This is a genomic window from Oculatella sp. FACHB-28, assembly GCF_014696015.1.
Classification (GTDB): domain Bacteria; phylum Cyanobacteriota; class Cyanobacteriia; order Elainellales; family Elainellaceae; genus JAAUTN01.
Genome location: NZ_JACJPJ010000060.1, coordinates 31,778 through 51,137 on the forward strand (window position 1 = coordinate 31,778; position 19,360 = coordinate 51,137).

Annotated in this window: 17 protein-coding genes; 6 read left to right on the top strand and 11 right to left on the bottom strand. The window is 48.8% G+C overall.

Translation table 11 applies throughout. The annotated features are described in order from the left end of the window. Window positions 1–46: 46 nt before the first annotated feature. Complete coding sequence (locus H6F88_RS12285) at window positions 47–241, bottom strand: DUF2862 domain-containing protein (RefSeq protein ID WP_190643147.1); 195 nt, start codon at window positions 239–241, stop codon at window positions 47–49. A 341-nt stretch (window positions 242–582) separates the two neighbouring features. Between H6F88_RS12285 and H6F88_RS12290 the strand changes: the two genes are divergently transcribed. Further along, the gene (locus tag H6F88_RS12290; protein WP_190643034.1) at window positions 583–1,272 is read left to right on the top strand and encodes a Mo-dependent nitrogenase C-terminal domain-containing protein; all 690 of its coding nucleotides are present in this window, start codon (window positions 583–585) and stop codon (window positions 1,270–1,272) included. Here the strand turns inward: H6F88_RS12290 and H6F88_RS12295 are convergent. After that, window positions 1,269–2,315 carry a zinc-dependent dehydrogenase gene (locus H6F88_RS12295; protein ID WP_190643035.1) on the bottom strand — a complete coding sequence of 349 codons (1,047 nt, stop codon included), beginning with the start codon at window positions 2,313–2,315 and terminating at the stop codon, window positions 1,269–1,271. The two genes, H6F88_RS12290 and H6F88_RS12295, sit on opposite strands and share 4 nt — an antisense overlap. 58 nt (window positions 2,316–2,373) lie before the next feature. Between H6F88_RS12295 and H6F88_RS12300 the strand changes: the two genes are divergently transcribed. The 3 genes from H6F88_RS12300 (at window position 2,374) to hetR (ending at window position 5,855) form a co-directional block, all read left to right on the top strand. Then, window positions 2,374–4,179 carry an FAD-dependent oxidoreductase gene (locus tag H6F88_RS12300; RefSeq protein ID WP_190643036.1) on the top strand — a complete coding sequence of 602 codons (1,806 nt, stop codon included), beginning with the start codon at window positions 2,374–2,376 and terminating at the stop codon, window positions 4,177–4,179. Window positions 4,180–4,259: 80 nt separating this feature from the next. Beyond that, a complete protein-coding gene (locus tag H6F88_RS12305) occupies window positions 4,260–4,460 on the top strand; it encodes a hypothetical protein (protein ID WP_190643037.1) in 201 nt (66 codons plus the stop codon). Between the two features lie 495 nt (window positions 4,461–4,955). After that, window positions 4,956–5,855, top strand: coding sequence for a heterocyst differentiation master regulator HetR (hetR, locus tag H6F88_RS12310; RefSeq protein WP_190643148.1), 900 nt, complete (start codon window positions 4,956–4,958; stop codon window positions 5,853–5,855). A gap of 184 nt (window positions 5,856–6,039) precedes the next feature. On the opposite strand, the gene H6F88_RS33335 is transcribed toward hetR, so the two are convergent. The 4 genes from H6F88_RS33335 to H6F88_RS12330 all read right to left on the bottom strand — a co-directional run bounded on the left by H6F88_RS33335 (window position 6,040) and on the right by H6F88_RS12330 (window position 8,829). Next, on the bottom strand, window positions 6,040–6,348 hold the full coding sequence (locus H6F88_RS33335; RefSeq protein ID WP_242050515.1) for a hypothetical protein: 309 nt from the start codon (window positions 6,346–6,348) through the stop codon (window positions 6,040–6,042). 117 nt (window positions 6,349–6,465) lie between these two features. Further along, window positions 6,466–7,236, bottom strand: a complete 771-nt coding sequence (gene hisF, locus H6F88_RS12320) for an imidazole glycerol phosphate synthase subunit HisF (RefSeq protein ID WP_190643038.1) — start codon at window positions 7,234–7,236, stop codon at window positions 6,466–6,468. 101 nt (window positions 7,237–7,337) lie between these two features. Continuing rightward, a complete protein-coding gene (locus tag H6F88_RS12325; protein WP_190643039.1) occupies window positions 7,338–8,411 on the bottom strand; it encodes a glycosyltransferase family 1 protein in 1,074 nt (357 codons plus the stop codon). 205 nt (window positions 8,412–8,616) lie between these two features. Then, window positions 8,617–8,829, bottom strand: coding sequence for a hypothetical protein (locus H6F88_RS12330; RefSeq protein ID WP_190643040.1), 213 nt, complete (start codon window positions 8,827–8,829; stop codon window positions 8,617–8,619). Between the two features lie 44 nt (window positions 8,830–8,873). Between H6F88_RS12330 and H6F88_RS12335 the strand changes: the two genes are divergently transcribed. Further along, on the top strand, window positions 8,874–11,111 hold the full coding sequence (locus tag H6F88_RS12335; RefSeq protein WP_190643041.1) for a DEAD/DEAH box helicase: 2,238 nt from the start codon (window positions 8,874–8,876) through the stop codon (window positions 11,109–11,111). Between the two features lie 61 nt (window positions 11,112–11,172). Here H6F88_RS12335 and H6F88_RS12340 read toward each other — a convergent pair whose 3' ends face one another. The 4 genes from H6F88_RS12340 to H6F88_RS12355 form a co-directional block, all read right to left on the bottom strand. After that, window positions 11,173–11,856, bottom strand: a complete 684-nt coding sequence (locus H6F88_RS12340; protein ID WP_190643042.1) for a cation diffusion facilitator family transporter — start codon at window positions 11,854–11,856, stop codon at window positions 11,173–11,175. Between the two features lie 152 nt (window positions 11,857–12,008). Next, on the bottom strand, window positions 12,009–12,839 hold the full coding sequence (locus H6F88_RS12345; protein WP_190643043.1) for a tetratricopeptide repeat protein: 831 nt from the start codon (window positions 12,837–12,839) through the stop codon (window positions 12,009–12,011). Window positions 12,840–13,062: 223 nt separating this feature from the next. Further along, a complete protein-coding gene (locus H6F88_RS12350) occupies window positions 13,063–14,280 on the bottom strand; it encodes an acetamidase/formamidase family protein (protein WP_190643044.1) in 1,218 nt (405 codons plus the stop codon). A 729-nt stretch (window positions 14,281–15,009) separates the two neighbouring features. Beyond that, window positions 15,010–15,447, bottom strand: a complete 438-nt coding sequence (locus H6F88_RS12355) for a hypothetical protein (protein WP_199333572.1) — start codon at window positions 15,445–15,447, stop codon at window positions 15,010–15,012. 413 nt (window positions 15,448–15,860) lie between these two features. Here H6F88_RS12355 and H6F88_RS12360 point away from each other — a divergent pair, with 413 nt between their 5' ends. Continuing rightward, window positions 15,861–18,005 (top strand): NACHT domain-containing protein, encoded by a 2,145-nt coding sequence (locus H6F88_RS12360; RefSeq protein WP_190643045.1) that lies wholly within the window; start codon window positions 15,861–15,863, stop codon window positions 18,003–18,005. A 301-nt stretch (window positions 18,006–18,306) separates the two neighbouring features. On the opposite strand, the gene H6F88_RS12365 is transcribed toward H6F88_RS12360, so the two are convergent. After that, the gene (locus H6F88_RS12365) at window positions 18,307–18,621 is read right to left on the bottom strand and encodes a hypothetical protein (RefSeq protein ID WP_242050516.1); all 315 of its coding nucleotides are present in this window, start codon (window positions 18,619–18,621) and stop codon (window positions 18,307–18,309) included. Between the last annotated feature and the right edge of the window lie 739 nt (window positions 18,622–19,360).

Below are 19,360 nucleotides of genomic sequence, written 5' to 3' on the forward strand. Positions count from 1 at the left end.
GAACAGAGCCACACCAAGAATCGCCCAAGCTGTTTGGCTCCTGGCATTATTGAACAGGTTTAATTTCGTCCTCAAAAAACCAGGTGGCAAATTTGTCCTCAAAGCGGACTATCAAGCCAACACCACTACCATCCACCATTTTGTAGCCTTCGATCGCTCCAGTTTGACCGAGCCGATCAATCACTGCTTGCGGGGCGCGATCGCGCAACCGAAACACACGCACTTTCTGACCTATTTCCATCGCCACTCCAACGGGTAAAACCATGAATTAGTGTATCAGTGTCTAGCCCCTTCCCTAATGCTTCCAAACTACTAAAACGACACCGCTCATAATCAACCCAACTCCAACCATGCGGCTGAGCGGCAATACCTCTTTGAAGAAAAGCACTCCAATCAGCACTGAGAAGACATAGCTTAAGGCGACAACAAGTAGGATGAACTCTTGCGGAGCACTCGAAAAAATCCTTAAATTTACAACGGGCTTGCTTTTAGCCTTTAAGTTTACAGCTAGTGTATGAAGCAGTGTGGGCGATGAACGTTAGAATCTGACCACGCTCAAGAAGCTTACTACTCAAGGGTTTTATGGCTAGTGCTGCTCATCTTTACACAAGCGAACAGATTTCAGTTTGGTTACGAGGGCTATTGACGATCGCCTGGGCAGACGGACACTTTGACCAGGAAGAAAAAGACCTGATTGCTAGCCTGACTCAGGATGAACTAGATCCCAAAACGGATCTAGGAGCGTTAGAACCGATCGCCGCTAATGAACTGGCTGCCATTTTAGGGAATGACGCTAAAACAGCAGAAAATTTCCTCCGAACAGCAGTGATGGTCGCGATCGCCGATGGCACCTATTCCAGCCCTGAAGACCAAACCTTGAGGCAGTTCTGCCAAGCTTTAGGGCAACCCACCGCCGTTTTAGAAACCCTCTGCCTGACGCTGCCCGAACGTCAGATAGAAGCACAGGCTAACGCTGCCAAAGCTACAACTGCACCAGGAGGCAGTGAGCAGGCAATCACTCCCTTGCGCCCAGTACGGGAATGGCTCGATCAGCTCGAAATTGCTGACCCCAGAGTGGCCCGCTTCCTGTGCAAGATGATCCCGTCTCAGTGCCCGTTTGAGCGAGACGTGAATGTATTTGGGCACAAAGTCGTTCACATTCCGCCATTGTGCAAGCTCAACCCGCTCTACGAACAGCTTGTCGGACTCCGCTTTCGGGCATTGTCCTATCTAGCAGACGATTGTGGCGAAGATGTCACTCCTTACTATTAGGGATACAACAAAATCTTCAGCGTCTCTGGGGTTGGGGCAACAGCCCGTTCTACCGCAGCGGCCAGATCTTTGAGTGGATAGCGATCGCTTACTAGCGCATCCACATCAATTCGACGGTTAAACACAATATCAGCCGCCAACGCCTGCACCCGATATGAGGAACTGTAGCTCCCCATCAGGTCAATCTCCCGTCGATAAAGCGTGTTGGGATTCAGCGGAATCTCCAGCTCATCAGGAAACTCGGCAAAAAATAGAATCTTGCCACCTTTGCGAGTGCAGTCTAATGCCTGAAAGAAAGCTTTTTCACTGGGGACTGCCAGCAGGGCTGTGTCAACGCCCATTCCCTGAGTTTGCGATTTTATTTTGGCGGCAAGGTTGGGATCACGCGCATCAAAGGCAGCTTCAGCGCCTACGCTCAAGGCTTTTTCGATGCGGCTCGGGAGCAGATCGGTGGCGATCGCCTTCGCCCCAAAATATTTCACCAGCATGATAAACATCAGCCCGATTGGTCCGGCTCCCGTCACCAAAACCGTTTGTCCAGGTGCAATCTGTGCCTTTTTCACCGCTTTCAGACAGCAGTTTGTTGGCTCTACAAAGCTAGCCTGCTCAAAACTGATGTCATCGGGAATGGGGATCAGCCCACCATGCTGCACAATGTGCCCTGGCACTTTAACGTATTCCGCAAAGCCACCTCCACTGGGCGTGAACCCCGCAGTCGTCGTTACATTCTTATAAACGTCACACATCGAAAAATTGTCATTGAGGCAATAGCCACAGTGCATACAGGGAATATGGTGCATCACCACAACCCGCTGCCCAACCTGCCACTCTTTTACCTCAGAGCCAACCGCAGCAATGATCCCTGCCGTTTCATGCCCAAAAATTCGAGGCGGCTCATACAGCGGATAGCGAATCTTTTTAATATCAGACTGACAAAGCCCCACCACACGCACCTGCACCAACACCTCATCCGAGGCAATTTCTGGCGTAGGCACCTCTTCATAACTGAGTTGATTAACCCCTCTAAAAACTTGCGCCTTCATCGTTAGTGCCCTCTGGTTCTGGGATAGACTTTAGCATTGTTGGCAGTCCCTCCCCCCTATGCAAACCCTCACCACAGATATTCTCGTAGTCGGCGGCGGCACGGGTGGAACAGCAGCAGCAATTCAGGCGGCAAGGCGAGGGGCACAAACGATTCTCGTGAGTGAGTTTCCCTGGCTAGGCGGAATGCTGACTTCGGCAGGCGTTTCGGCTCCAGATGGGAATGAGCTGGCGGCATTTCAAACCGGAATTTGGCGTGCATTTTTGCAGAAATTGCAGCGGCAGCCGGAGGGGTTAGACCATGCCTGGGTCAGCTTTTTTACCTACGATCCGCGTGTGGGTGCCGAGATCTTTGCAGACTGGGTGCAGGAGTTGCCCAACCTGCAATGGATTACGGGACGATCGCCCCTAGAAGTCCTCAAGCAAGGCGAGAGCGTCACAGGCGTTCGATTTAGCGATCTGACGGTTCAGGCACAAATAACCTTAGATGGAACGGAGCTAGGCGACCTGTTGCCCCTGGCAGAAGTGCCCCATCGCTGGGGATGGGAATATCAGTCAGAGTGGGGAGAGCCCAGTGCGCCGATCGAGCCTAACGACTTAACCCAGCGGTATCCAGTCCAGGCTCCTACCTGGATTGTGGTTATGCAGGACTTTGGTGAAGGCGCAGACGTACCGCTGATTTCGGCTCCGCCTATCCGTCGGGCAGAGCAATTTGAAGATGCCTGGACAAATTACGGCGCAGACAAATTTTTGAACTACGGGCGCTTACCGGGAAACCGCTTCATGATCAACTGGCCGCAAAACGGCAATGATTATGCAGAAGGCGTTGGACGATTGGTGCAATCTGCCCTGAGCAAACAAGCCTTTTTGTGGGAAGCTCGCTGGCACACTCAACGCTTTGCTCGATTCATTCAAACAAAATTGGGTAGGCGCTATGGACTGGCAGACGATATTTTTCCAAAAGATGGCAAAGAGCTAGCAGGTGGTGCCTTTGCGCTGCATCCTTACTATCGGGAGAGCCGTCGGCTACAGGGCTTAGCAACCGTTATAGAGCAAGACATTTTGCCGCTGCCAGACGGACAGGTTGCGCCACTGCCGATTAATGAGCAGGGGGAAGTGGAGGCGATCGCCCTCGGCAACTATGCCAACGACCACCATTATCCCGGTGTTGAATTTCCGCTGAAACCCAAATCGATCCGCTGGGGTGGACGCTGGACAGGTACGCCTTTCACCATTCCCTACCGCTGTCTAATTCCGGCAACGGCGGATGGACTGCTAGTCTGCGAAAAAAATATTTCTGTGTCTCACATTGCCAATGGAGCAACCCGACTGCAACCCGTTGTCTTGGGGATCGGGCAAGCCGCAGGCATGGCAGCTGCGCTTTGCGTTGAGCAAAACTGTCAGCCCAGAGATTTACCTGTCAAGGCTTTGCAGGAAGCGCTGCTAGATGACCCAACTGCTCCTGCCGGAGTGATCCCGCTGTTTAATCTGCCGCCCAGCTATCCTGAATGGCGCACCTGGCAGCAGCATTACCTTGAGCATCCAGATACTTATCCGGCTGATGGTAACTGTCCTCTGGCAGAGGCTTCAACCCATGCAGCGAGTCTGTCTGGACTAAGTAACTCTTCCCAGGATTTGTCTGGGCAGTTTGAGCGGAAGGATGAGCAAAACTATGCGTTTGTTGCGATCGCCCCTCTTTCTCTCGCGAATCAAACCTTCTCACTGGTCACACTGGAGCCGCAAGTCAATCAACAACTAGCTGCTTATACGAATGGACAATTTATTCGGATTAGAGGAAAAGTGAATCCAGCAGGCAATTGGATTTTAGTAGAAGAAAGTGAGGCAATCGCTAAAGGTAGCCCCTAGAGGTAACCTCAGCGACTTTTCCTGATTCACTCTAGAAACTTCCGTATCAAGAACTAGAAACTCTGAGACGGAAACTTCCCATGTCCATCCTCGCCTCTGTTATTTCAGCAAGTCTTCTGCTAGCTGTAGTGGCTGCCAGTTCCAAAGAAGATAACTGCGACTCCTCCCACATTATGCCATCTTTGGCTGCTCTAGAGAATCAATCTGTTACATCTGAGCGTCCTCAAGTCCAACTCTTTCATCGGGGCAGCGGACGCAGAGACACAGCTCAATGCGCTTAACACATGCTAACCAATTGTCAGTCAGCCTAGCATTTGTCCAAAAACTTCCTAAATAGTTCGTCGTTCTCCCTTAATCTAGGAATAAGTTTTGTCAGAGATGCGGAATTTATTGACGCAATTAATTTCTCTCTGTGAGATATTTGTCTCTGCCAAAACAACTCAGTTGAAATACCGTGAAAAGGGATACATCAATGTCTGCCAGGTCAGGGTCAAAAATTCTATCCTGTTAGAGAGCGACCTTAAACTGCCTTTCATTTACGCTAAGGGTGCCAGAGCAACTGATCTGCTGTAGATCCATCTTGCCTTAAATGCGAATTGGTTTTCTGCCCATTTCTGAGCAAAAAAAGCCAATTTAAGTGAGTAAGATCAGTGCCTAACGTTATCGGGATGATTTAAGCTAAGGATGCTTTGACGGTTAATCTGCCTAGCTACAGAGGCAGAAGTTAGCTTAAGTCAATCAATTCATTGTCCACACACTGCGCGATCGCCTTTAAGATGAGCAACGACATAGATCTGATCAAACGCCTCAGCCCTAGCGCCATGGATCAGATCATGCTTTACCTGGCATTTAGTGCCATGCGAACCAGTGGACATCGACATGGTGCTTTCCTGGACGCAGCCGCAACTGCCGCTAAGTGCGCTATCTACATGACCTATCTAGAGCAGGGGCAAAACCTGCGGATGACCGGTCATCTTCATCACATTGAGCCAAAACGGGTCAAGGTGATTGTTGAAGAAGTGCGGCAAGCATTGACCGAGGGCAAACTACTAAAAATGCTTGGCTCCCAAGAGCCACGCTACTTGATTCAACTGCCTTACGTTTGGCTAGAGCAATACCCCTGGCAGCCCGGACGGGCTAGAATCCCAGGAACTAGCCTCACGTCGGACGAAAAGCGTCAGATTGAAGAGAAACTACCAGACAATCTGCCTGACGCACAGTTGATTAACTCTTTCCAGTTCATGGACATCATCGAGTTTCTGCACACACGATCGCAAGAAGATGTGCCAGCAGACCGCGCGATGCCCTTGAGTGAAGCGTTGGCAGAGCACATCAAGCGACGGCTAATTTACTCTGGTACCGTCACTCGGATTGACTCACCCTGGGGAATGCCCTTCTACGCGCTGACCCGTTCCTCTTACTCTCCAGCAGATGAAGAAGAACGCACCTACATCATGGTGGAAGACACAGCCCGTTATTTCCGATTGATGAAGGACTGGGCAGATCGCCAGCCCAAGGTCGTGCGAATTTTAGAGGAATTAGACATTCCGCCTGAGCGCATCGACCAGGCACTCGAAGAATTAGATGAAGTGATTCGAGCCTGGGCAGACCGCTATCACCAGGCTGGTGGACACCCATTCATTCTGCAAATGGTGACGGGCCCGAAGGGAGAATAGAAACTCTCTAATCTACAACTCTCAAGTCCGAAGGTTGAAACGCTGGCTTGAAAGCTCAACCTTCAGGAAAGAAAAACACCTCTAAACATTCATGTGGAGCAGACCTCTTGTCTGCTCCACATTGACGTAGAAGCTTGGTTGAATCTAAAAAACTCGGTTGTCCGTACTCCATCCCTCTAGTACATCAGGAACGGGAGCGGAGCTCAGGATAGCCATCATTGAGAACAGCACTCAAATCGACCGTCCAAATTGAATCATCAAATTGTGCCTGAGACTCTAGAAACTGATCGTGCAAGTAGGCATGCTGAGCCATCTGGGACATATAACCCACGTAGTGACCCATCAAGAAATAGACAGCCATCATCGCAGCAGCAGCAGCAGAGACCAGAAAGCCAGCAAGCATCAAAGAAAACTCGCGGCTTTCGACTGCCTCTTGCATTAGATGCAAGGCCCAGGCGACTAGACCAATGACAACAATCAGAATAAAGAACATCTAAAGAACGTAAAGTGTAACGAAATGTAATACTTTACGTATTGTAACAGCTTCTCATGGAAGTGTCCTCCTTTTGACGGAAGACTTGTTAAGAAGCCGGTTCTGAAAATGCAGAACTTATGTTAGGCGGACAGGAACTTGATTAGCTTGCAGATGATGCTTAATCTCAGCGACGGTAAGCTGTCCATAGTGCAACAGTGAGGCTAGCAAAGCGGCTTCAGCTTTTCCTTCGGTGAGGGCGGCGTGAATGTGTTCGCAGTTGCCCGCTCCCCCTGACGCGATTACGGGAATTTGAACTTGGTTGGCGATCGCCTTGGTCAACTCCAAATCATAGCCAGCCTGCGTTCCGTCTGCGTCCATGCTGGTTACCAGCAGTTCTCCAGCACCCCGACGCGCGACCTCAGCAGCCCAAGCGATCGCATCCAATCCTGTATTTTCTCGCCCACCCCGGACAAACACATCCCAACCCGGATTAGCAGGATCGGTGCGACGACGGGCATCGATCGCCACCACAATGCATTGGTCGCCAAAGCGATCGCTGGCTCGGTCAATCAGCTCTGGGTCACGCACTGCCGCCGAATTAATGCTGACTTTGTCGGCTCCGGCTCTTAACAATTTTTTAATTGTTTCTAAGGATTGAACGCCACCCCCCACCGTCAGCGGAATAAAAACCTGTTCCGCAGTTCGGTAAACCACGTCATAGATGATGTCGCGATCCTCGTGGGTTGCAGTGATATCGAGAAACACTAGTTCATCTGCCCCCGCCTGGTTGTATGCCTGAGCTAGCTCCACTGGATCGCCTGCATCGCGCAAATCGACAAAATTAACGCCTTTAACTACCCGTCCGGCTTTGACATCCAAACAGGGCAAAATTCGCTTGGCTAGCATTCTTCTTCCTTAAGCAACAAATCAACAATCATCTTCTCAAATCAAAAGGGTTTCTGCATAAACCACTTCTTGAAGTGCAGCAGGTCTCAGTTACGCCAAAATCAACAAAATTGCTGAAGCACCTCAGCAGTCCGTTGCCCAGTTTTCTCCCAGCTAAATTGACTAGCTCTAGCTAAACCCGCCGAACGAAGTTGCGATCGCACTCCCGCATCCGAAACGACCGTTTGCATTGCTTCTGTGATTTCAGCCACTTCATAAGGATTCACCAGAATAGCTGCATCGCCTGCCACCTCTGGCAAAGAAGACACATTGGAAGTAATCACAGGTGTCCCGCAAGCCATTGCCTCTAAGACGGGTAGCCCAAATCCTTCCCACAGGCTGGGAAAAACGAGGGCGATCGCCTGATTAATCACCTTGGGCAATTCTGCATAGTCAACGTAGTTCAAAAACTTGACCTGAGCAGAGAGATTTAAGTGGTCGATTTGAGCAATGAGTTGAGGGGTGTAGCGCTTATCAGTTGGTCCTGCTAGCCACAGTTCGTAGTCCTTACAAGTTGGCAAGGCAGCAAATGCAGCAATTAAGCGCTGAAGGTTTTTATAGGAATCGCTGCGACCCAAGTAAAGGAAATAATTGCGGGTGGGTAAATCCAAGAACCGAAAGTGCTCAGCATTGTGGGCAAGGAGGATGGGCGTAATTTTTTTGGCTGGAATTTGAAAGAAGTGAGTTAAATCCTCAGCCGTCGCGACGGAATCACAGATTAAATGCTGTGCCTGCTGTAAAACCTGGGGCACGTAATAACGGTAATAGGGGATCAAGGGAGAAAATCGTTTAGGAAATCGAATCGGAATCAAATCGTGAACTGTGACGACAAAGCGACAGTTCGTAAATAAAGGAGCTTCTGGAATAGGGGAAAAGATCAGGGGCGATCGCCACTCCTGATAAATCTTGGGCAACTGCTGCTGAGTCCAAATTAGTCGCTTGAGATGCCCTCGAAACCCTTGCTCTGCAGTTTGCCCTGCTGGAATTGGATAGCACTCCTGCCCTTCGACTGTTTGAGCCGTAAGGAGTAAAGGATTGAGTGACTTTAAGTGAGACAAAAGGTTTAACGCATAAGTACTCGTACCTGTAGGACGAGACAGCAAAAACGCAAGATTGACTAATAGCTGGTGAGACATTTCTAAGAAATACTACGCCTTTGAAAAGGATCTCTTCGGGTGTTGGGTTTCATACCTCTACCCCAACCTACAACTTAGAGACATTCAGTTAACTGTAGGTTGGGTTTCGCTCTGCTCCACCCAACGCTTTAACCTTGCAGCGCTACTACAATTCAGAAACAGTTCAGTTAGGGAAACCAGGACAGAACTAACTGGATTTGGTATTTTAAAAGATCCGTAAATTAATCCAAAAAGCATTCTTCACTTGATTGAAGTAATTTGCTTGGTTTTCTTTTGCACAGAATAAACGAATATTATTTGGCTTGCCGCTCATATCATGAGGGTCATAATCGACCAATATTTCATCCACCATAAAGAAATCATATTGACGAAAACCAGTCAAAATTAAACTTTGACTAAAGTGCTGGCTAGTTAACATGCTCTATCGTACTGCTCGATGCATCACTAATGAGATAGCTGCAAATGTCTTCCTCCAATCGCCCCATTTCCTCTGGATTTGACCAACTGCATGAACGGGTGCAGCGCTGGATTTGGCAGCAACAGTGGATGGAGTTGCGCGATATTCAGGAACAGGCGATCGCCCCCATTCTCTCAGCCCAACGCGATGTAATTATCTCGGCTGCAACCGCAGGCGGTAAAACAGAAGCGGCATTTCTGCCCATCTTTTCTAAGTTAATGGATGAGACTGGCAGCGGAATTCAGGTTCTCTACATTAGTCCGCTAAAAGCCCTGATCAACGACCAATATCGTCGCCTTTCTGCAATGGGAGAACTGTTGGAGATTCCGATTCACCCCTGGCACGGAGATATTGATGCAGGGCGAAAGCAGCGGGCACTCAAGCATCCATCTGGTGTGGTGCTGATTACACCAGAATCTTTAGAAGCGCTTTTTGTGCGGCGCGGATACGAACTGGCGGGAATCTTTCAGGCACTGCGCTATCTCGTAATTGATGAACTGCACTCTTTTATTGGTGCAGAGCGAGGCAAACAACTGCAAAGCCTGATGCATCGAGTGGAGCAAGTTGCAGGACATGCCGTTCCTCGCATTGGCTTGAGTGCGACGCTAGGCGATATGGGGCTGGCAGCAGAGTTTATCCGTTCTGGTGAAGGTGAGAAGGTCTTGCTGATTCAACCGGAGGACGATGAAGGACAGGAACTCAAGATTCAGGTGCGCGGCTATCGCGAACTTGCCCCCGATCTCTTTGACTTGGAGGATGAGGAAGAAACTGAAGTCGATACAGAAGCAACTAAAACTGCTGAATCCAGAGATAAGTCAGACATTGCAGCCCATTTGTTTAAGGTGTTGCGCGGTACAAACAATCTCATTTTTATTAATCGTCGGGCTGATGTGGAAGCATATGCCGATCGCCTGCGTCGATTATGTGAACAGCAAAAACTCCCCAATGAGTTTTTACCCCATCACGGCAGTCTCTCTAAAGATTTACGGGAAGAGGCAGAGCAAGCGTTGAAGGGCGATCGCCCCACTACCGTTGTTTGCACCACCACGTTGGAAATGGGAATCGACATCGGTTCTATGACCTCGATTGCTCAAGTGGGTGCGCCTTTTTCGGTCACCAGTACTCGTCAGCGGTTGGGGCGATCGGGACGGCGAGAAGGCGATGCGGCAATCATGCGCTTCTACATTTCAGAGCCAGAAGTGACACCTTACACTTCTCCTCAAGACTCACTGCACCCTGAACTGATGCAGGCGATCGCCATTGTCAATCTGCTGCTAGAGCGCTGGTGTGAACCACCTATCGTGAGTAAACTGCATCTCTCAACCCTGATTCAACAGGTTTTATCACTCATTGCTGAAAGAGGAGGTGTGAGAGCAAAACAGGCATGGGAAACACTTTGCCAGAAGGGAGCTTTTACCGCTGTTGATCAGGCTTTATTTATTCAACTGTTGCGCTGTTTGGGAGCGCAAGATCTGATTCAGCAGACTCAGGAAGGGTTACTTCTTCTGGGTTTGAAAGGGGAAAAACTAGTGAATCACTACAGTTTTTTCACTGCCTTTCAAACGCCCGAAGAATACCGCATCGTGACTCACGGTAAAACATTAGGCACCTTGCCCGTTGAATATCCTTTAACTGAAGGACTTTACCTAATTTTTGCTGGACACCGCTGGCGCGTTTTGGCAGTCGATCAGGAACGTCGCATTGTCGATGTAGAACGCGCTGCTGCTGGGCGGGTTCCCAGTTTTAGTGGCAATCGCGGCTGGATTCACAATCGCATTCGAGAGGAGATGTACAGGCTCTATGTTTCCAAAGAAGCGCCTATCTTTTTAGATGCAATCGCCCACGATCTGCTCAGCGAAGCTAGAACTAACTTCCATCGCTTTCACCTTGCGAATACACCTTTGTTATCCAACGGGCAGCAAACACTATTGTTTTGCTGGAAAGGCGACCTGGTGATGAATACAATCCTGGTGCAGCTCCAAGCAAAGGGGTTGCGGGTGGGAAGGGATGCGATCGCCCTCACTATTGAAGAGACAACGCCTGCGAAGGTGTTGAAGGAATTGAGGGCGATCGCCGCTAAACCTCCCGTTAATCCTGTTGCGCTAGCTGCAACTGTGAGAAACAAGATTAACGAGAAATACGACCCGTTTTTAAGTGAAGAACTGCTCTGCCAAAACTATGCATCCAGTTACCTCGACACGCGAGGAGCGTGGGCTACGATTTCGGAGTTGGTTTCAAACTAAGAATTCAGCTAACTTGTAAGGGCTTGGCAGTGCCAAGCCCTTACTTCATACGTTAATTGCCTTAAAGGGAAGGTTGGCGAAGCGATCGCAGGCTTTCCCGAATCAGCGGCAATGCTCCAAGTGCAATCAGCCCAGCGGTAATTAGACTGATTACTTCATCTGCCCAATCCCAATGCAGCAGCCAGATTAATAGTGCTGCTAAAATCACGCCCACCGAACTAACCGTGTCTGCCAATACGTGCAGAAACGCACCTCGGATATTTAAATCAGCGTGGCTGTGGTTGTGCAACAGCGAAGCCGTGACCAGATTGAAGCCCAACCCGACGATCGCCGTCAGCAGCATCATTTCACTAATAATTGCGGGATGCTCACTCTGAAACCGAATGATCGCTTCCCAGGCAACCCAGACTGCCAACACCACCAGCCCAATTCCGTTTGCCAATGCAGCCAGTAGTTCTGCTCGTTGGGAGCCAAGCGTCATTTGCCGACTGGCAGCAAACCGGGCTAACCAGGTTGCCCCCAGAGACAGCGCCATCGCCAGACAGTCCGAGAACATGTGCCCCGAGTCAACCACCAACGCCAAACTGTGGCTCAACCAGCTCATGCCGTATTCTGCCAGGGCAAAGCCACCTGTTAGCAACAGCCCAAGTCCCAACAGCCGCAGTTTGTTGGATGGCGGTTGTGGAGTAGGGTCAGGCAACTTTCCCTGAAGCGGATCACACGTTGTACATTCACACCACTGCATAGCACCAAACCATTAATGATCCTGATCCCGATTGTCCAGACGCGATAAATTGCGTCTCTGTTCATATTTCCTTGAAAGACTTGATTAATCGCGTCTTTGCAGGATTGTGCGTCTTCCTCTGGAAAGACGTGATTCACCCCATCTCTCCAAGATTATGCACCATGAACGCCTTGTTGCCAGCATTGAACACCGCAGCCTGAATCAAGCGCCGCAATCATCTGATCGATAATACGCGCATCCAGGCTGTTTTGTCCTAGATGGGCGTGTTCAAGTTTCTCGATTTCTTCCTGATAGAGATCTCGTGCTATTTGAAGAGATTGCTTGGCATGGGGAACGTCATTCAGCCGAGCGTAGGTGATGCCCAAGTTCAAATGAGCATCTGCGTAGTCAGGCTGAAGGGCGATCGCTTGTTTCAAATTCTCAATCTCTCCCTGGCGATCGCCCCGTCGCCCTAGCGAAATTCCTAAGTCGTAGTAGGTCAGCGCAGTTGGCGCAACGGCAACAGAATGCTGGAGATATTCAATTCCCTCGTCGACACTGCCCAGCGTCACTAAGATGCTGCCTAGCCGATAAGCAGAAGCGGCATGGTCTGGATCTTGGGCAAGCGCTTCGCGATAGTGGGCGATCGCATCTTCTACCTGACTCAGTTGAAACTCAGCTTGTCCCAATTCATAAAGAACAGGAACCGCTTGGGGAGAGGCGATCGCTGCATGCTCCAGGTAATTCAACGCTCCGATTAAGTCACCCTGCTGCCGCAATTGCATTGCCTGATGATAGGTTGCTGGCAATCCATTTCCAACAGGCAGATGGAGCTGCGACAGTGACGGAATTTGCAGAGGCGTAACCCAGATTCCAACACAAATCAGCGTGACCACAACCATCACCGCAGTTGCTACTGTCCCTGCTTTGAATAATGTCGATTTAATTTCGGCGATCGGGGACTCCAGAGCGGGAACGGTAAACGACGAAAAAGCCATTTTCATGAAGATCTCTCCTAACACATCAACTAACACCGACTTAAAAGTAGGTTGGGTGAAGCAAAGCGGAACCCAACACCCACATCGATTCCATTACGCCACCCCATCTTGAGCCTGATTCTGCTTAGCTCATAGGTTAAATGAATTAGCGCAAAGCCCAATGCCCGCATGGGTTGCGCTTCGCTCCACCCATCCTACGTATTCCTTTATTTCACAGTTCAAAGTTGCTCTATGGCTGCTCCGTTTGAACCATTCCCTGCAACTGGGCGATCGGGGTGTAGTTGGTAAAAATCGACTTGGGCACCAGCGCGTGAACGCCCCGGTTGATATCCACCACCTGCGTGATATTCAAATCCATTGCCAGGCTAGACAAAGAATAGGACTGCAACCGAGTCAAACCCGTACTCTTGACCAACAAATCCACCATGTCACGAGTCGCAATCTTCATCGCCTTATCCACATCTGGGTCAAAGCCCATCGTCATGAAGTGAGTTGGCGTTTCAGCGATCGGGCGAATTAAATCCAGGTCTTTGTGGACGACAAACTGCACCGTCACACTTCGCATTGCCGTTTCGGACGCAGTCAAGCCAACTTCACCATTGCCCTGATTGACGTGACCATCTCCGGTTGAGAACAGCGCCCCCGAATTAAACACCGGGACAAACAGAGAAGTGCCAGCCGTCAACTCTTTATTGTCCATGTTGCCGCCCCACAGGTCAGGCGGAACGCTGGAGACGCGGCGCAATCCATCTAATGTGTCAATCCGTTCGGGGCGAATTTCCCAGGCATCGCCTGCTTCTGGATTGCTGGCAGAAAAATCTGGAGGCGGCGCAATGCCCATGATTCCCATGAAAGGTTTAACGGGAAGGGTTACATTCTCAGCAAAACTAGTTGTTTCATTTGCCAAATCCACATAAAGGTGGCTGATGGTACCCTGCGGAAATTCTTCGGGCAATAGCCCCAGGCTGCGATCGCCTGGAAACACGATTTGCCCCGCATAAATTGAAGGCACGACCTCTTTAACTTTGATCTCCAGCACATCGCCCGGTTCAGCCCCTTCCACGTAAACCGGACCGGTGAGGGAGTGGGGTCCGATCAGCTTGCGCTCGTTTGCTAACGCATCAGCGGATGCCACCAATTCCTCAATCGATCGCCCCGGTCGTGCCTCTTCTCCCACGTTGGGGAAAGTGGAGAATGTTACTGTGTCGCCCGATTTCACCCGCAGCACAGGCGGCAAATCGACGCTAAAAAATCCTAAGTGAGTCGTTTCTGGCGTTGCTAACAACACATAAGACGATTCACCGCTGCCATTCGTGGGAACTGGTCCTTGAGCTAGAGATTTGATTCCCCAGGTTCCGACAATCAACAGGGCACTTAGGCAAGCAAAGCCTATTTGTTTAGAACGATTCCACCACCGCTGGCGAGTTCCTTTTCGCTGCACTTTCATCGCAAAGTCCTTTTCAGGGAAACACAGGTAAATCAACACACAAAGGCTGACAGAATGCCAGAATTTGCATCCCAAATTAGACAGCATTGCTGTCCGGGTTAGATCCTTTTGGAGGAGGTTTGAAAAGTAGTAAGTAACCTTTTGTGGAGGTATAGCGTATTCCCTATAGGGCGTAGCATTCGAGCAGAAACTTTTGGGCTGTACTAGATTTTATCTACCGAATGCTGCGACCCTACGTGCGTTTAGGCTATGGACTCGTCTTTTCAAACATTCCTCAAATCAATTGCTTTTAGATATGAGTGAAAAAGAGTCTAAAGATAGATAGCTTGAACATTCATTCAGTGAGCTGAAGCTCAGCTTTTTGAATACTCAAGCTATCGGATGTTAACCCTTTTACAAACCCAATCCATGCAAGATTTGCTATCAAGAAAAATATGAGCTTTTGAACATATATCCTTGAGTAGCAGCAATATTACGGGTACTCAATCGGATGATTCTGTATTTTTAAAAACAAAATCGTTTTTGAGAGGAATACGGGTTCTGGACTTCTCCCAAAAACGATCGCAGGTTAAGAAATTTCTAGTAAACCATATGTCTGTAAGGGCAGGTTTAGCATTAAATCTGTTGCTCAACTGCAAAGATTCTGGCAAAACCTGCCCCTACCCAAGGGTTAAACCTTTTCTTGGCGATCGCCTTATTTGCCTTACCTTCGAGCAAGATCACAAATCCCTAAACGGCTTCCAAATCCACTGTCGCTACTTTCGCTTTACGCACGGGGCGCTTACGTTCGCTCTTGCGGGTGCCGCCTGCCATCTCATACTCAACGCTGTTTTTGCCGTACTTAACGGCAACGCCCAACAGCATGTGCTCAGACAAATTTCGCAGCGATCGCTCTACTTCCTCCACTTTGCTGTGGGCTGCATCAACCGCAGAAAGAGCCATATTGTAAGCTTCTAGCTTGTCTTGCATATCCTGGATTAACTCGCTGAAGGTTTCGATCGTTAACCCGTTACCCAAATCGAGAGAAGAACTAATGGATTTCAGTGCGGCGGCTCGACGTTCGGCTTTATCTAAAACAGTGGAACTGCGCTTTAAGCGTGGCATGATTAACACCCCGAATAGTTGGTTGACATTGCCAAGGTAAGAGAGGCGATCGCCCTTTGACACTGGTGATTTACCCGAAAATTTCTGCTAATTTTGTCTCTCTCGTAGAAAATAACCGTAAAACTGCGGTCGTCACTTTCCTTGATCAAGAACGTAGCCTACTCAAATTCAATAAACGGGTTTGCAAATTCAATAAATGGGTTAGTGAATTCAATAAACGGGTTTGCAAATTCAACGAGTGGGTATAGAAATTTAATGAGCAGATACACGAATTCAATAAATAGGTTTGCAAATTCAATAAATGGGTTAGTGAATTCGATGTATGAGTATAGGAATTCAACGAGCGGGTAGGCAAATTGCTTTTTTATGATTACAAACCGTTACTACTTTTCTAGCATTAGGGATTTGAGGTAACTAGCCTCATCCTAGAGGCGATCGCTTATCCTAGACACAACTTCATTATTTCCTCTACTGGTATGGCTGACCCTTTATCAACTGTTGTTCTAACCGCTGCTGCCAACAAATTAACAACGCTTGTAATTGAAACAGGTTGGAAGGGTGGAAGTGGTCTGTTTGGTTGGATTGGCAAAAATGTAGATGCAGGAATTCGTCAGAAAATTTTTAATGCGTCGCAGAAATATATTGAAAACTACAGAGAGCGGCATTGCTTATTGAAAGTATCAGGGATGCGAAAACCTGTAGATTTAGAAACTGTCTACACTGCCGTTCGCTTCTTGGATGAGAAAGAAATTCGTCAGTTTGCTTCAGTAGAAGCACTAGAAGCTGCGTATCGCGAAAAGCAGCGACGACGTTTTCAACCCGAATCTGAAAACAAGCGTGAAGGAGTAAAAGTTGCTAGCACTGAATCTTGTCTCATGGTGTTGGGTGGGCCGGGTGCAGGTAAGTCTACTTTTTTGCGACGAATGGGTTTAGAAGCATTGAAGGGCAAAGGGAGCGAATTTCAACATCGTTGTATTCCAGTATTTATTGAACTAAAGCGGCTCACCTCCAGTGAAATTGATTTAGAAGAAATCATTGCTGAAGAGTTTCAGACTTGCGGCTTTCCAGATGCAAAAGGATTTACCCGCAAGGCTTTGGATCATGGACGATTGCTGATTCTACTGGACGGGCTAGATGAAGTACCCGTGAACAATTTGAACCAAGCAGTTGCTAAAATTCAAGATTTTGTCGATCGCTATGACCAAAATCGCTACATTGCCTCATGCCGCACTGCTGCATACCACGGTGGGTTTCGCCGCTTTACAGATGTAGCGATGGCAGACTTTGAGGATGACCAGATTCAGCAGTTTATTCAAAACTGGTTTCAAACGGAGGAAGATTGTAAGGCAAAAACATCCGAGAAATGTTGGGAAGCTTTGCAGAAGCCAGAAAATCAGGGTGCTAAAGAGCTAGCCCACACGCCACTTTTGCTAACTTTTCTCTGTCTAGTCTATGACCGCTCTCAGAGTTTCCCCAGTAATCGCAGTGTGCTGTATCGAAAAGCATTGCGAATTTTATTAGAGGAATGGGCCGCAGAGAAACGACTGGAGAACCAACAGAAAATTTATGAAGGATTGAGCATTGAGCTAGAAGAAATCTTGCTCTCCGAAATTGCCTGCCAGGGTTTTGAATCTGATCGCCTATTCTTCTCCCAGCGAGACATTGTTGGCAAAATTAAGACTTTTCTAGCCAGTAACCTGAATGCTCCACAACATCTAGATGGGGAAGCAGTTTTAGACGCGATCGCGGTGCAGCAGGGAATTTTAGTGGAACGGGCAGAAGATGCTTACTCCTTCTCCCACCTAACGCTACAGGAATATCTCACTGCACAATACATTGATGACCATCGAAGAATTGAGCCACTGGTTCAGCAGCACCTCACCGATGAACGTTGGCGAGAAGTCTTTTTACTAGTGGCTGGACTCATGCGAGGCGGAGCAGATGACCTGCTTCTACTGATGGAAAAACAGGCAAAAACTTACGTCAATATACACAAGCTACAAGCTTTACTGAGATGGGCAGAGGGGGTAACGGAAGGTTCTGAAGGAGATTACAAGCCAGCAGCTAAAAGAGCAGTAGCAATCTATCTCGCCCGTGCCCGCGACCTCGCCTGCGACTCCGACCTCTCCCGCGATCCCGCCCGCGACCCCGACCTCCCTCGCGGCCTCGCCTATGCCCTCCCCGGCGACCTCGCCCGCGCCCGCGACCTCGCCCGTGCCCTCCCCGGCGACCTCGCCCGCGCCCGCGACCTCGCCTATGCCCTCCCCCGCGACCTCGCCCGCGCCCTTGAGTTTAAAGAAATAAAAGTCTTTAAGTCCGTCGATTTTACAACTTTGACCAACGAACTAGAAGTGCTTAGGTTAAAAGTTCCAGATAACGATCAGCCCCATAAAGTACGACGAAATTTTACTGACCAAATCTCGCGACTTTGGTTTAGAACACTGCACCTTGATTCAGAAACAACAAAACTCACTCAAGATGAAGTAAAAGCCCTAAATGATTACTTCTATGCCAACGAACTAATAGTGAGGTGTAAAGAGGCAGCAGTGCGGGTGTTACCGGAGATTTGGGCAGGCATTGAGGAAAGAATGATGACGGTGAGGATGAGAGATGAGGGATGAAGAGTGAGGATGAAGGGGGCGAGCGCTTCTCTCAACAAGTTATAGAAAAAAGTATTGGGCGATCGTTAGCTCCTTATTTACCAGAAAACCTTTTCAGCGATCACTTCTCCAAATGAGTCGTAGACAGTATTGGGCAATGTGAAGACGCAATTCATCGCCTCTCTCTATAACTGCATAGGGCGTAGCATTCGGGCACAAGTCTCTAGTTGGTTTCCAGGGTTGATCTGCTGAATGCTGCGCCCCTACAGGGGATACTTGCTACCGCTCAAACATCCTCTATCTCACTGAAGAGAATCAAACCTTACTCTACTACATCCCCGATCGCCACATAGCGCAGCAAAATTCTCAACACTTCACCGTGGTTAAGCGTGATCGTGGTTTCGGCGTTGGGGAGGGCGATCGCCGGACTCCATAGACCTGCTTCGGCGTAGTGCAAGTTGTGGAGCTGGTGAATCGTGTGTTGCACCAGCGCGGGTGAGCCAATTAGCAAATGTCGAATTGGTTCGCGACAGGGCTGCCCAGCCGCAGCAGGTTGCAGTCGTGGCGCGACGGATAGGGGAATGGGCTGTAGCGTCCCAGTGAACGCTACTGGCTGGGTAATTAAGTTGGAATGCATAGGGTTTTCCTTGAAATAAACAACGGCAGGAAAACCCAAAAATTCAGCCGCCCCGATGCGTTTCCATTGCAAGCTGGGGCGGCTGAAAATAGGGATAAAATACCTTCAGCCCCCAGACTGCCGTGACAGTCGAAAGGGTTAGCTATCGGAAGTTGTTGACGCAACTTTCGGTAGCGCGACTAAATTTTTGGGTCTGCAACTGATGAGAACTCTCTCTGTCAAAGTCGCATTGCAGAATTAAATCTTATCTCCGGGTATTTAGTCAATCTTCATCGCACAAAAAATGGAAACAATTAAGCTAACCCGTGAAGGTCAAGTGATTATCCCTCAAGCTTGACGAGAGGCTCATTGGTAAGAAGCAAGACAGAAATTGCTGGCGATCGCCAGAGATAGAATTCTCTTAAAGCAAAAAAAAGCTTTTTCAGAAACTACAGAAACCACCTTAGAGGACGTAGCAGTCCACCTCAAATTCAACCAAGTCCTAAAAGCTTAGAAGGTATGAAAATATGACCTGTAAAGCTATTAAAAAGCAATAGAAGGATCACAGCCGAAGTTGAGATCCTTTCTCAAAACTCTTCAAAATCGTTATACAAGATTGAGCTATTTACTAACACGTATTCTCTCGTTTTATCCTCAAGAGATTTTATTCAAAGCAGCTTTAAGAAAATCCAAAGATGCAGAATATGTGTAAAGTTTCGATGAACTTGCTACAAGTTAGGATTGCCAAACCTCGTGATTC

Coding starts and splice junctions, on each gene's coding strand:
- H6F88_RS12285 (WP_190643147.1), bottom strand. CDS start 241: ATGGAAATAGGTCAGAAAGTGCGTGTGTTTCGGTTGCGCGATCGCGCC.
- H6F88_RS12290 (WP_190643034.1), top strand. CDS start 583: ATGGCTAGTGCTGCTCATCTTTACACAAGCGAACAGATTTCAGTTTGG.
- H6F88_RS12295 (WP_190643035.1), bottom strand. CDS start 2,315: ATGAAGGCGCAAGTTTTTAGAGGGGTTAATCAACTCAGTTATGAAGAG.
- H6F88_RS12300 (WP_190643036.1), top strand. CDS start 2,374: ATGCAAACCCTCACCACAGATATTCTCGTAGTCGGCGGCGGCACGGGT.
- H6F88_RS12305 (WP_190643037.1), top strand. CDS start 4,260: ATGTCCATCCTCGCCTCTGTTATTTCAGCAAGTCTTCTGCTAGCTGTA.
- hetR (WP_190643148.1), top strand. CDS start 4,956: ATGAGCAACGACATAGATCTGATCAAACGCCTCAGCCCTAGCGCCATG.
- H6F88_RS33335 (WP_242050515.1), bottom strand. CDS start 6,348: ATGTTCTTTATTCTGATTGTTGTCATTGGTCTAGTCGCCTGGGCCTTG.
- hisF (WP_190643038.1), bottom strand. CDS start 7,236: ATGCTAGCCAAGCGAATTTTGCCCTGTTTGGATGTCAAAGCCGGACGG.
- H6F88_RS12325 (WP_190643039.1), bottom strand. CDS start 8,411: ATGTCTCACCAGCTATTAGTCAATCTTGCGTTTTTGCTGTCTCGTCCT.
- H6F88_RS12330 (WP_190643040.1), bottom strand. CDS start 8,829: ATGTTAACTAGCCAGCACTTTAGTCAAAGTTTAATTTTGACTGGTTTT.
- H6F88_RS12335 (WP_190643041.1), top strand. CDS start 8,874: ATGTCTTCCTCCAATCGCCCCATTTCCTCTGGATTTGACCAACTGCAT.
- H6F88_RS12340 (WP_190643042.1), bottom strand. CDS start 11,856: ATGCAGTGGTGTGAATGTACAACGTGTGATCCGCTTCAGGGAAAGTTG.
- H6F88_RS12345 (WP_190643043.1), bottom strand. CDS start 12,839: ATGAAAATGGCTTTTTCGTCGTTTACCGTTCCCGCTCTGGAGTCCCCG.
- H6F88_RS12350 (WP_190643044.1), bottom strand. CDS start 14,280: ATGAAAGTGCAGCGAAAAGGAACTCGCCAGCGGTGGTGGAATCGTTCT.
- H6F88_RS12360 (WP_190643045.1), top strand. CDS start 15,861: ATGGCTGACCCTTTATCAACTGTTGTTCTAACCGCTGCTGCCAACAAA.
- H6F88_RS12365 (WP_242050516.1), bottom strand. CDS start 18,621: ATGCATTCCAACTTAATTACCCAGCCAGTAGCGTTCACTGGGACGCTA.